At 66.3% G+C, this 11,898-nt stretch carries 13 protein-coding genes; 8 read left to right on the top strand and 5 right to left on the bottom strand.

Going from position 1 to position 11,898, the window contains the following annotated elements; all coding sequences use genetic code 11:
• Positions 1 to 53: 53 nt before the first annotated feature.
• The 5 genes from OEJ36_RS01225 to OEJ36_RS01245 all read right to left on the bottom strand — a co-directional run bounded on the left by OEJ36_RS01225 (position 54) and on the right by OEJ36_RS01245 (position 4,507).
• Entirely contained in the window at positions 54 to 293 is a 240-nt protein-coding gene (locus OEJ36_RS01225; RefSeq protein WP_263400068.1) for a hypothetical protein, read from the bottom strand.
• 76 nt (positions 294 to 369) lie between these two features.
• Complete coding sequence (locus OEJ36_RS01230) at positions 370 to 2,418, bottom strand: flotillin family protein (protein WP_263400166.1); 2,049 nt, start codon at positions 2,416 to 2,418, stop codon at positions 370 to 372.
• Positions 2,419 to 2,476: 58 nt separating this feature from the next.
• The gene (locus OEJ36_RS01235; protein ID WP_263400069.1) at positions 2,477 to 3,115 is read right to left on the bottom strand and encodes a YqiJ family protein; all 639 of its coding nucleotides are present in this window, start codon (positions 3,113 to 3,115) and stop codon (positions 2,477 to 2,479) included.
• A 61-nt stretch (positions 3,116 to 3,176) separates the two neighbouring features.
• Positions 3,177 to 3,872: a PspA/IM30 family protein gene (locus tag OEJ36_RS01240; RefSeq protein WP_263400070.1), complete on the bottom strand. Its 696-nt coding sequence runs from the start codon at positions 3,870 to 3,872 to the stop codon at positions 3,177 to 3,179.
• A 14-nt stretch (positions 3,873 to 3,886) separates the two neighbouring features.
• Positions 3,887 to 4,507, bottom strand: coding sequence for a YjfI family protein (locus tag OEJ36_RS01245; RefSeq protein WP_263400071.1), 621 nt, complete (start codon positions 4,505 to 4,507; stop codon positions 3,887 to 3,889).
• A gap of 332 nt (positions 4,508 to 4,839) precedes the next feature.
• On the opposite strand from OEJ36_RS01245, the gene OEJ36_RS01250 reads away from it, so the two are divergent.
• The 8 genes from OEJ36_RS01250 (at position 4,840) to OEJ36_RS01285 (ending at position 11,798) form a co-directional block, all read left to right on the top strand.
• A complete protein-coding gene (locus OEJ36_RS01250) occupies positions 4,840 to 6,039 on the top strand; it encodes a CaiB/BaiF CoA transferase family protein (protein WP_263400072.1) in 1,200 nt (399 codons plus the stop codon).
• A 14-nt stretch (positions 6,040 to 6,053) separates the two neighbouring features.
• Positions 6,054 to 6,938: a TIGR02285 family protein gene (locus OEJ36_RS01255; protein ID WP_263400073.1), complete on the top strand. Its 885-nt coding sequence runs from the start codon at positions 6,054 to 6,056 to the stop codon at positions 6,936 to 6,938.
• A gap of 310 nt (positions 6,939 to 7,248) precedes the next feature.
• Positions 7,249 to 8,397, top strand: a complete 1,149-nt coding sequence (gene nirK, locus OEJ36_RS01260; protein ID WP_411860954.1) for a copper-containing nitrite reductase — start codon at positions 7,249 to 7,251, stop codon at positions 8,395 to 8,397.
• A 58-nt stretch (positions 8,398 to 8,455) separates the two neighbouring features.
• Complete coding sequence (locus OEJ36_RS01265) at positions 8,456 to 9,268, top strand: formylglycine-generating enzyme family protein (RefSeq protein WP_263400074.1); 813 nt, start codon at positions 8,456 to 8,458, stop codon at positions 9,266 to 9,268.
• Positions 9,269 to 9,333: 65 nt separating this feature from the next.
• Positions 9,334 to 10,062: a Crp/Fnr family transcriptional regulator gene (locus OEJ36_RS01270; protein ID WP_021217071.1), complete on the top strand. Its 729-nt coding sequence runs from the start codon at positions 9,334 to 9,336 to the stop codon at positions 10,060 to 10,062.
• Between the two features lie 93 nt (positions 10,063 to 10,155).
• On the top strand, positions 10,156 to 10,827 hold the full coding sequence (gene ytfE / locus OEJ36_RS01275; protein WP_263400075.1) for an iron-sulfur cluster repair protein YtfE: 672 nt from the start codon (positions 10,156 to 10,158) through the stop codon (positions 10,825 to 10,827).
• A 101-nt stretch (positions 10,828 to 10,928) separates the two neighbouring features.
• Positions 10,929 to 11,612: a Crp/Fnr family transcriptional regulator gene (locus OEJ36_RS01280; RefSeq protein WP_263400076.1), complete on the top strand. Its 684-nt coding sequence runs from the start codon at positions 10,929 to 10,931 to the stop codon at positions 11,610 to 11,612.
• Positions 11,613 to 11,615: 3 nt separating this feature from the next.
• A complete protein-coding gene (locus OEJ36_RS01285) occupies positions 11,616 to 11,798 on the top strand; it encodes a protein DnrP (RefSeq protein WP_263400077.1) in 183 nt (60 codons plus the stop codon).
• The last annotated feature ends 100 nt before the right edge of the window (positions 11,799 to 11,898 follow it).

Consider the following 11,898-nt stretch of genomic DNA (forward strand, 5'->3'; position numbering starts at 1 on the left):
AAGCGAGGCGCCCCCACGCGGCGGTGGGGACTGGGGTGTGGGGCGTGGAGCGGTTAGGCGCCGATCTTCCGGGCGACTTCGGCGACCTTGTCGCGCATCGCCGAGTCGAGTTCCTCGGGCTTGATGTGCGCGATGATCTTCTTCAGCACGCGGATTTCGTTCTCATCGATCACGCCGTCGCGCTCGGCGATGGCCAGCAGCGAGCCCAGCTCGTGCACGTCCAGCCGGCCGTCGTTGGCGAAGCAGTGGATGGAGCGGAAGGACAGTTCCAGATAATCCCTGGGTTCGGACATGACATGTTCCCTGTTCATTCGTGGGGTTCAGGCACCCAGGTGCACCGGGTGCCTGGTGGTTTGAAGCGGGCCTCCGTCAGGCACCGGCGACCGGGTCCTGGGGCTCGGCCTTGGCCGGCGCGGCGACGGCAGCGGCAGGCGCCGACTTGCCGTTGAGCAGGCGGGCGAGCACGTCCTGCACCACCGGGCTTTTGCCCACCACGCCTTCGATGGCCTTGCCCACCGACAGCGACTTGGCGAAGGAGTTGAAGAAGTCGCCTTCGCCGCCGACGATCTCGATCTTCGCCTTGCCCAGCGCAGTGGCGAGCACCTCGGCCTGGTCCTTGGCGATGTCCTTGTTGGCGGCGATGGCAGCCATGGCCTCCTCGAAGCTCTTCTCCAGCTGCATGCGGAACTCTTCGTGCTGGCGAGCGCTGTCGCTGAGGGCATCCAGGGCACCGAACTTCTTGCCCAGGCCTTCGGCTTCGGCGTTGAGGCGCTGCAGCAGTATCTCCGCTTCCGCCGAACCCAGGTCCTTGGTGGCCTTGGCCTTGGCGGCGCCGAGCTGTTCCTCGCCGCGTGCCTGGGCACCCAGCTTCTCTTCCAGGACCTTGGCTTCGGCCAGGCCGTCCTTCTCCTTGGCAGCAGCGGCGGCTTCCAGCACGCGGGCATCGGCCAGGCCTTTTTCCTGCTCGCCACGGGCTTCGGCAATCAGCTGCTCGGCGCGTACGCGGGCTTCGGCGAGGCCTTCCTTCTCCTTGGCGGCGGCGGTGACTTCCAGCACCCGCGCATCGGCCAGGCCGGGGGCGGCGCGCTCGGCCTCGATGCCTTCGGCCAGGCGTTTCTTGGCTTCGGCCTGCTTGGCAGCGGCTTCCAGTTCGGCCTGGGCCAGGTTGTTGATTTCCACGGCCTTGTGCTTGGAGCGGGTTTCGTCGGCTTCGGCCTGCTTGACCTGGCGCACCAGCTCCTGCTCGGCTTCGGCTTGCGCCTGGAGCACGATGACCTGCTTGGCGCGCTCGGCCTCGGAGATCTCACGTACTTCCTTGATGCGCTCTTCTTCCTGGGCCACGGTCTTCTCGACGGCGACGCGGTCGCGGATCACGTTGGCGATGTTCTTGCGCTGTTCTTCCAGCGCCTTTTCCTTCTCGATGCGCTGCAGCTCGACCTCGCGCTCGCGGGCGACCACTTCCAGGTCCTTGGCACGTGTGACCTTCTCCACCTCGATGACCACGGCGCGCTGGCGGTTCTGCTGGGCCACTTCCACTTCGCGCTGGTGGTTCTCGACACGCACGTCGATCTCCTGCTGCGCCTGGATGCGCGCCTGCTCGGCCTTGAGGCGTTCCTCTTCCTTGACCTTGGCGGTCTCGGCTTCCTCGCGGGCACGGATGGTTTCGATCTCGCGCTTCTGCCGGGCCTCGGCATCGGCCTGCTGGCGTTCCAGTGCCAGGGCGGCTTCGCGGGTCTCGACGTTCTTCTTCTGGATCGCCAGCTCTTCGTTGCGCTCCAGTTCGTTGGTGATGACGTTCTGCGCGGCGGTCAGCTCGGTGATCTTGCGGATGCCTTCGGCGTCGAGGATGTTGCTCGGGTCGAGGGAGTTCTTCGCGGTCTGCTCCAGGTAGTCGATGGCGACGTCTTCGAGCACATAGCCGTTCAGGTCGTTGCCGATCACTTCGATGATGCGGTCGCGGAAGTCCTGGCGGTTCTCGAACAGCTGGACGAAGTCGAACTGCTTGCCGACGGTCTTCAGCGCCTCGGAGAACTTGGCGTTGAACAGCTCGTTCACCGCGGCGCGGTCGGAAGCGCGCTCGACGCCGATGGCCTTGGCCACCTTGAGCACGTCCTGCTGGGTTTCATTGACGCGCAGGTAGAAGGCCACGGTGATGTCGGCGCGCATGTTGTCGCGGCAGATCAGCCCGTCCTTGGCGCGACGGTCCACTTCCAGGGTGATCAGCGAAATGCGCATGAACTCCTTGAGGTGGATGACCGGGTATACCAGGGAACCGGTGAAGTGCACCTTGGGCGTGGAGGACATGTCGTTGACGATCAGTGCCGTGCCCTGGGGGACCTTGATGTAGAACGCCTTGAACAGGGCCAGGATGCCGACCACGAACAGGACCACGAGGCCGAGCACGGTAAAGAAGGGCATCACCCACTCTATGTTGTTCATTTGCAATCACTCTCCTTTGATACTGAGGCGCACCGGGTCAGATGCCCCGGAATTCGTCCTCGGTGATGACCCGATAGGCGTGCTGCGCCTCCAGGTATTCCAGTAATACGACGCGGTCGCCACGCTTCAGGCCCTTGGCCTCCTCGGCGCGGACCTTGAGGATCAGCCCGGCTCCACCGTCTTCGAGCACGGCCTCGCCATGCTCCTGGGTGACCCGGCCGCTGCGGATCACCGCGGTCTGGCCGAGCACGCTCTTGCTGGTGACGGCCTCGGCCTTGCGGAAAAGCGGCCGCAGCGGGCTGCACACGGCGGCGGCCACCGGCAGCGACAGGCCCAGCGCGACGACGGCCACCACCAGGCCCAGCGGGTAGCGCAGGAGGCCCAGCGACAGGTGGCTGAGGATCAGGAGTTCGACGAAGTAGCTGAGCAGCCAGGAACTGGCGAACAGCAGGCTGAGCACCAGGGTGACCGGCACGCCATTGAGCTTGAGCTTGGATAGCAGTGCAGCGATGCCTTCGGCGCTGGAGCCTTCGAGCAAGGAGTCGGCCTCGACATCCAGCATGTCGACGTCGACCAGCCCGAGCGCGACGATCGCCCAGTAGACGATGGCCAGGCACAGCAGGAAGCTGAACAGCACGGTGGGGAACGACAGTGCGGTCTGCAGGAAAATGTCCATCGCTTTCCTATCCCTGAAAAGGCTGGACGGAGCCAAGCGGCCCCGCCCGTTCAACGGTGAATCAGGACTTGCCCTTGTCCTTCAGGCGGGCCAGCACGCTGTCGGCGCTGGTGCCATCGGCGACGATGCCGGCTGCACGCAGCTTGGCATCGAGGTCATCGTCCGGGCTGCTGGTGGCGGCCAGTTCGGCGGCCGCCTCCAGCTTCGCCGCGCGCTCGGCCTGCTGGCGCTTGATGCGCTCCAGCGATTCGACGGCGGTGTGCAACTTGGTCTGCGAGCCGCTGTAGCGCTGGGCCACGGCCATCTGCGCCTTCTGCACGCTCTCGGTGGCCTTGACGGTATCCACCTGTTGTTTCAGATGCTTGATATTGCCTTCGGCCTGGGTCACGGCCTTGCGCAACTGGGCCACGCTGGCGGCGAAACCAGCGGCCTGCTCGCGCTCGACGGCCAGCTCGTTCTCCAGGTTGGCGATCTTCTCCGCCACTTCCTTGGCCAGGGCCTCATTGCCGCCTTCCAGGGCCTTGAGTGCATAGGCTTCGTATTCGGCGACCTTGGCGGTGCATTTGTTGGCACGGTCTTCGGCCAGTTTCTGCCGCGCCATGATCTCGGCCAGGGCTTCCTTGGACTTGCGCAGCTCCAGGTCGGCGTCGCGGATCTCCTGGTCGAGGATACGCAGCGCCTGGCTGTCGACAATGGCCTCGCCGGCTTCGTTGACGCCGCCACGCAGGGCGGTCAACAGCTTGCTCCAAACGTTCATGTGCATCCTCCAGGTCAGGCCTGAGCCTTCAGGTAGCCTTCGTAGGCTTCGGTCGCCCGAATCACGTTGCTGGCGAGGGTCTCGATCTCGTAGACCACGTTGGACAGGATCGAGGTGGCGCTCAGGGCACCGAACATGGTGTAGCAACGCTCGCCGCCGGGCAGCGTCTCCAGGCCGATGCTGGAAAGCGGGAACAGCTGGCGGCTGAGCAGCACTTCTTCGTTGAAGGCCACCAGGTCGGTGACTTCACTCTGCGGCCAGAGCAGCGCCTCGACGATGATCTGCTCACCGTGCAGGGCGACGAACAGCGGCAGGTCGCCGTATTCGTGCATGGTGACGTGCAAGCTCGGCTCGGCGCCTTCGATCAGCTCGATGCCGGCATCGCCACGGGTGAAAAGCTCGGTCGCGGCCAAGGCCTCGCAGAGCGCACGCGCATTCCAGATCTGAGGCATTTCCATGGCCCCCTCCTTTTCCAGATTGACCGGCCCCGGCTGGGGCTGGCGCAGCTTGCGTTCAACCGCCAGAAGCGCCTGGGCGTTCTCCGGCAGTATCCAGACTTCCTTTTTCACCAGCCCCTGATCACGCAGGCGCTGGCGGAACAAACGTTGGTAATGGGCGGATGACTTGTTTTGCATGGGCGCAGAATAATTCATCACATGTAAGCTTTCAATACATCACATGTGATATTTGAGAGCCCCTGTAAAAGGCGCGCAGCACTATGCCCCGAAGCGTGTCCGGAGGGTTCTGGAAGGGTGTGGAGATGAGCGCCGAGCATGAGGACCTGTCCCTGGTTTCCGATGTGCGCGATGGGTATCGCCAGGGATTAGAACCCCGTGACGGGCCCTTGAACAGCAGACAGGGACCGAAGACCGACGTGTTTCACGAAAAAGCAGCCGGCGGACGGCTGCACTGCAACGGGGCAATGGTCTAGGCTACGCGGGATTTTTCCCTGCCCCACGGATGTGCCATGGATACCCTCGCCAAGCCCCTCGCCGGATTGAAAGTCATCGAACTCGGCACCCTGATCGCCGGCCCCTTCGCCTCGCGCCTGTGCGCCGAGTTCGGCGCCGAGGTGATCAAGGTCGAGTCGCCCGATGGCGGCGACCCGCTGCGCAAGTGGCGCAAGCTGTACGAGGGCACCTCGCTCTGGTGGTTCGTGCAGGCGCGCAACAAGAAGTCGCTGACGCTCAACCTCAAGCACCCGGACGGCATCGCCATCCTCAAGCAAGTGCTGAGCGAGGCGGACATCCTTATCGAGAACTTCCGCCCCGGCGTGCTGGAGAAGCTCGGCCTCGGCTGGGAGGTGATCCACGCACTGAACCCGAAGCTGGTGATGGTGCGCCTCTCCGGCTTCGGCCAGAGCGGCCCGATGAAGGACCAGCCGGGCTTCGGCGCGGTGGGCGAATCCATGGGCGGGCTGCGCTACATCACCGGCTTCGAAGACCGCCCTCCGGTGCGCACCGGCATCTCCATAGGCGATTCCATCGCCGCGCTCTGGGGCGTGATCGGCGCGCTCATGGCGCTGCGCCACCGCGAGGTCAATGGCGGTGAAGGCCAGGTGGTGGACGTGGCGCTGTACGAGGCGGTGTTCGCCATGATGGAAAGCATGGTCCCGGAGTTCGATGTGTTCGGCTTCATCCGCGAGCGCACCGGCAACATCATGCCCGGCATCACCCCCTCCTCCATCCACACCAGCGCCGACGGCCGCCACGTGCAGATCGGCGCCAACGGCGACGCGATCTTCCGCCGCTTCATGCTGGCCATTGACCGCGAGGACCTGGCCACCGATCCGAGCCTGGCCAGCAACGATGGCCGCGATGCGCGCCGCGACGAACTCTACGGGGTGATCGACCGCTGGGTGGGCTCGCTGCCCCTGGACGAGGTGCTGGCGACCCTGACCCGCGCCGAAGTGCCGGCCAGCCGCATCTACTCCGCCGAAGACATGTTCAACGACCCGCAATTCATCGCCCGGGAGATGTTCCTCCAGGCGCGCCTGCCGGACGGCAAGCCGTTCCGCATGCCCGGCATCGTGCCCAAGCTCTCGGCGACGCCGGGCTCGGCCGAATGGGTCGGCCCGGAGCTGGGCGAGCACACCGCCGAGCTGCTTACGGGCCTCGGCTACGACGCTTCGCGCATCGATACGCTGCGCAAGGAAGGCGCCATCTGAAACGGCCACCCCGCATGAAGCACTCCGCACCCCGGCCCTCCCCCGCCCGCCGCGCCCTGCTGGGCGCCGCCTTGCTGGGCGCCGCCAGCACCTGCGCCGCAGCACCGGACCAGCTGATCACCTGGACGGTGCGCGACATGGCGCCGTTCAACATCATGGAGGGGCCGCTCAAGGGCCAGGGCATCGCCGATGTGATGCTCGGCCTGCTGCAAGAACGGCTGCCGCAGTACCGCCACCTGAATAGCCGGGTCAACCGCGCCCGGGCCAACCAGATGCTCGCCCGCGACACCCTCACCTGCGACCCCGGCGTGCTCTGGAGCAAGGAGCGCGAGCAGTTCATGCACTTCTCCATTCCCACCCTGGGCGTGGTCACCAATGGCGTGGTGATCCGCCAGGAACTGGAGGCGCAGATCCAGCCCTACCTGCACGACGGCAAGATCGACCTGGCGGGCTTTCTCGCCGACCCGCGCTTCCGCCTCGGCGTGCTGGTGGAGCGCAGCTACGGGCCGCTGATCGACGCCACGTTGCACGCCACGCCGCCCGAGCGCCTGCAGGTGCACCACGGCAACAACGCCCTGGGCAGCCTGTTGCAGATGCAGCAGCACGGCCGCATCAGCGCCCTGCTCGGCTACTGGCCCGAGGTGCGCTACCTGGCCGAGACCGATGGCGTGGACGTCTCCAACCTGCGCTTCTACCCGGTGCAGGGCATGCCCAGCTACCTGCTGGCCTACGTCGGCTGCTCGAAGACCCCCGAAGGCAAGAAGGCCATCGAGGCGATCAACGAAGTGATCCGCGACCTTCGCGGCGAAGAGCTGATCGGGCTCTACGCCCGCTGGCTGGACGGCCCCACCCGCGAGGCCTACCTGAAGGACGCCAAGGGCTTCTTCGAGAAGGATTGAGCCCCAAGCAGAATTTCGAGTCCAGCCGATTGCCGAGCGTTGCTGTGGATTCGACGCGCTTCCCTCAAGCAGGGTGCTTTCCGAGGGGCTTCGGGATTTCTGCCACGTCCGCGCGATGGGTTTCGCTTCGCTCGCGGAACGCCGCCCGACGCATCCTACGAAAAGCCGCCGACAACACAAACGCGACCTGACGCACATCTCCCCCTGCGACAGGTTGTCCAGTTGCAGGCTTGTTTGTCTCAGCTCAAAGAAAGTTTCTGCCCACGCGGTATCTCTGTAGCCACGACGAAGTCCTTTACGGAGATGCACCATGCACGATCAGGAAGAGATGTCCCTTTCCCGCCGTACCCTGCTGGCAGGCGCGGTGGTGCTCGGCGTCACCGGCTCGGTACTTGGCAGCGCCAAAGCGATGGCCGGCGAGCCGGCACCGAAGAACATGGGTAAGGCGCCCGACCTGTCCAAGCTGGAGCGGGTCAAGGTCGAGCTGGTGGCGCCGCCCTTCGTCCATGCCCACGAGGCGCGCGCCAGCGGCAAGCCGAAGGTGGTGGAGTTCACCCTGACCATCGAGGAGAAGACCCTGGTGCTCGATGACGAGGGCACCGAGGTCCACGCCATGACCTTCAACGGTTCGGTGCCCGGCCCGCTGATGGTGGTGCACCAGGACGACTACGTGGAACTCACCCTGGTCAACCCGGCCAGCAACAGCATGGCCCACAACATCGACTTCCATGCCGCCACCGGCGCCCTGGGCGGCGGCGCACTGACCATCGTCAGCCCCGGCGAGCAGGTGAAGCTGCGTTTCAAGGCGACCCGCGCCGGGGTCTTCGTGTACCACTGCGCGCCGGGCGGAGCGATGATCCCCTGGCACGTGGTCTCGGGCATGAACGGCGCGATCATGGTGCTGCCGCGTGACGGCCTGAAGGATCGCGCCGGCAAGGCGCTGAAGTACGACAAGGTGTTTTACGTCGGCGAACAGGACTTCTACGTGCCCCGTGACAAGGACGGCAAGTTCAAGCGCTACGCCAGCCCGATGGAGAGCTTCGTCGACATGCAGGTGGTGATGAAGGGGCTGATCCCCAGCCATATCGTGTTCAACGGCAAGGTCGGCGCGCTGACCGGCAAGAACGCGCTCAAGGCCAACGTCGGCGAGACGGTGCTGATCGTCCACTCCCAGGCCAACCGTGACACCCGCCCGCACCTGATCGGTGGCCACGGCGACCACGTCTGGGCCAGCGGCAAGTTCAACAACCCGCCGGAGGAAGACCTGGAAACCTGGTTCATCCCGGGCGGCGCGGCCGGAGCGGCGCTCTACACCTTCCGCCAGCCGGGCCTGTACGCCTACCTCAACCACAACCTGATCGAGGGTGTGCTGCTGGGTGCCACCGCGCACTTCCAGGTGGAGGGTGAGTGGAACGCCGACCTGATGAGCCAGATCGAGCCGCCGTCGCCGATCAAGTAAGCCCGCCGGCCGGCCCGGGAGGGCCGGCCATCCACCTTGGCCAACGGACGACACCGCCATGCACAAGGCCACCCTGATCAGCCTGCCCGTCGCCTTCGCGCTCGGTGCAGCCGTGCTGCTCCTCAACCCCCGCCACGAGCCCGAACTGGCACCGGAAACGGTGGCCCTGACGGCCCGTGCCTTCACCTTCCGCCCCGCTGGCGACTACTGGCAGGATGCGCGCGCCATCGACGCGCCTGCCCGACGCGAGCAGTTGCAACCCAGCTTCGAGGTGATGAAGTACCAGGTCAGCCAGGGCGAATACGCCCGCTGCGTGGCCGACGGCGACTGCCTGCCGCTGAGCGAAGGCGACCGCCCCCGCGACGACCTGCCCCTCACCGGCGTGAGCCTGCTGGACGCGCAGTTCTATGCCGACTGGTTGACCCGCCGCACCGGGCAGCGCTGGCGCCTGCCCAGCGATGTCGAATGGGCTTTCTTCGCCGGTTCACGCTGGGCCGACGATGCCCTGCTCATCGACGACGATGGCAGCAACCCGGCACGGCGCTGGCTGGCGCGCTACAGCTTCGAGGCCGAGACGCGCACTGCCGAATCGGCCCAGGCGCAGGTGCGCGGCAGCCACGGGCTCAACGAATTCGGCATCGCCGACCTCGCCGGCAACGTCTGGGAGTGGACCGACAGCTGCCACCACCGGGTCAAGCTGGATGGCCAGGGCGTGCAGCTCAGCCGCATCGAGGCCTGCTCGATCCGCATCGCCGAAGGCCGTCACCGCGCCGCCATCAACGACTTCGTGCGGGACGCCCGCGGCGGTGGCTGCGCCGCCGGCCAGCCACCGGACAACCTGGGTTTCCGCCTGGTCAGGGACATCCCTTGATCCCCCTCAAGTTCTGCCGCCTGCCCTAGGGGTTATGCTGCGGCGGAACCTTGGGAATCATTGCCGTGACTGCCGATCTCGCCCTCAACCGCGCCTGGCTCGCCAGCCTGCCGCCCTTCGCCAACAGCAGCCGCGAAGAGCAGGACGACATCCTCAGCCAGGCCGCCATCCTGCGCCTGCACAACGGCGACACCGTGTTCGAACAGGGGGCCCCGGCGGAAGCGTTCTACCTGCTGGTGCACGGCCGCCTCAAGGCCAGCCAGATCACCGGCGACGGCCAGCGCGTGCTGGTGCGGGTGGTCAACCCGGGCGACCTGTTCGGCTTCGTCCGCGCCCTGGGCCGTGGCGACTACCCGGCCACCGCCTGCGCCACCCAGGACAGCCTCGCCCTGGCCTGGCCGACCCGCCAGTGGGAACCGCTGTTGGCCCGGCACCCCGGCTTCGCCCTGAACACCGTGCAGGCCATCGGCGTGCGCCTGCAGGAAGCCCATGTGCGCTTCTGCGAGCTGGCCACCGAGGAGGTGGAACGCCGCGTCGCCCACACCGTGCTGCGCCTGGTGCAGCAATCCGGGCGCCCGGAGGCGGACGGCATCCGCATCGATTTCCCGGTCAGCCGCCAGGACATCGCCGAGATGACCGGCACCACCCTGCACACCGTCTCGCGCATCCTCAGCGCCTGGGAGGATCGCGGCCTGGTGCGGGGCGGCCGGCAGAAGCTGCTGGTGTGCAACCCGCAGCGGCTGATGCAGATCGCCGGTGGCGACGAGCGGGAGCCCGCCCACGAGGACGCTTGACTGCAATCAAGGCGCCCGGCGCGGGCCGTCCCTAGACTGCCGCCATCACCACGACGCCTGCCCCGCCGTGCCCCACTCCACCGGAGGCCCGCCATGCACGACAACCTCACCGAACGCACCCTGAGCGAGCTGAGCTTCAGCCTGCCCGGCAGCACTGCGCTGTTTCACGACTACAAGCTCGACTTCTGCTGCGCCGGCCAGCGCAGCCTGGGCGATGCAGCCCGCGAGCGCGGCCTCGACGCCCAGCGCATCGCCGAGCAGCTGCAGGCGCTGCCGCCCGGCAGCCCCCAGGTCGACTGGCGGCTGACCAGCAACGCCGAGCTGATCGACCACATCCTCGAGCGCTACCACGCCGTCCACCGCGAGCAGTTCCCGGCACTGATCCCCCTGGCCGATCGCGTCGAGAAGACCCACGCCGACCATCCGCAATGCCCGGCCGGGCTCACCGCGCACCTGAGAAAGATGCAGGAGGAGCTGGAGTGGCACATGTGCAAGGAGGAAAGCGTGCTGTTCCCCTGGTTGCGCCAGGGCATTCCGCTGGCCCATGTGCAGGGGCCGATCGGGGTGATGCGCCATGAGCACGACGAGCATGCGCAGTCCCTGGCGGTGCTGGCCGAGCTGACCGACGACCTCACCCCGCCGGCCGACGCCTGCAACAGCTGGCGCCGCCTCTACAGCGGGCTGGAGACGCTGCGCCGCGACCTGATGCAGCACATCAACCTGGAAAACAACCTGCTGTTCCTCGGCGCCAACCACCCGGCCTGAAGAACGCCCCGGAGGTGTGACCTGTGACAGCCTGCCTCATCACCCCATCGGGAGGCGGCGTGCATACTGGCGGGATTTCCCCTGCCCAGGAACGCCCCGCCATGCACGCGCATCGCGTCCACCACCAGATTCTGTGTGGCCACCACCTGTTCAACGTGCTCAACGAGGAACAGCTGGAGCACCTGCTGGCCAGCAGCGCACTGCTCAACCTGGAGAAGGGCGACAAGCTGTTCCTCCAGGGTGAGCCGGCGCATGCGTTCTACTTCGTGATCTCTGGTGCGGTGAAGATTTTCCGCCTGACCCCGGAGGGCCAGGAGAAGGTGCTGGAGGTGGTCGGCAGCCGGCAGACCTTCGCCGAAGCCATGATGCTGATGGACACCCCAGACTACGTGGCCTCGGCCCAGGCGCTGGAGCCCACCCAGGTCTACCGCTTCGCCAATCGCACCTACATGGAGCTGCTGCACAGCAACCCGCAACTGCCCTTTTCCCTGCTCGCCACCCTGTGCGTGCGCCTGCACCGGCGGATCAACGAAATCGAGACGCTGTCGCTGAAGAACTCCACCCACCGCGTGGTGCGCTACCTGCTGACCCAGCTGAACCACCTGGGCGATGAAGCCCATCGCTTCGAGCTGCCCATGGCCAAGCAACTGGTGGCCGGGCATTTGTCGATCCAGCCGGAAACCTTCTCCCGCGTGCTGCGCCGGTTGATCGACGAGCACATCATCGATCTGGACGGGCGCAACGTGCAGGTGCTCGATATCTCCCGCCTGGAACAGTTCGAGTAAGCCATGCGCCAGTGCCTGTACTGCCAGTACGAAAGCAGCGACGACCACGACGACTGCCCCCAGTGCGGCATGTCGCTGCCGACCGGCCAGGACCTGGCGCGCCAGCGCCGGCTGCAGCGCTTCCGCTGGTACTGCGTGATGCTCGCGGTGTTCTGCCTGGCGATGATGCTCTGGCTGCCGCGCTGACGAACACCTTGAACCCCATCTAGACCGAGCCCGTAGGATGGGTAGAGCACAGCGAAACCCATCAGGACCGAGCGCTGGAACAGCATGGGTTTCGTACCTC

The sequence above is a fragment of the Pseudomonas sp. PDM13 genome (assembly GCF_025685765.1).
In the GTDB taxonomy this organism is placed as follows: Bacteria; Pseudomonadota; Gammaproteobacteria; order Pseudomonadales; family Pseudomonadaceae; genus Metapseudomonas; species Metapseudomonas solani.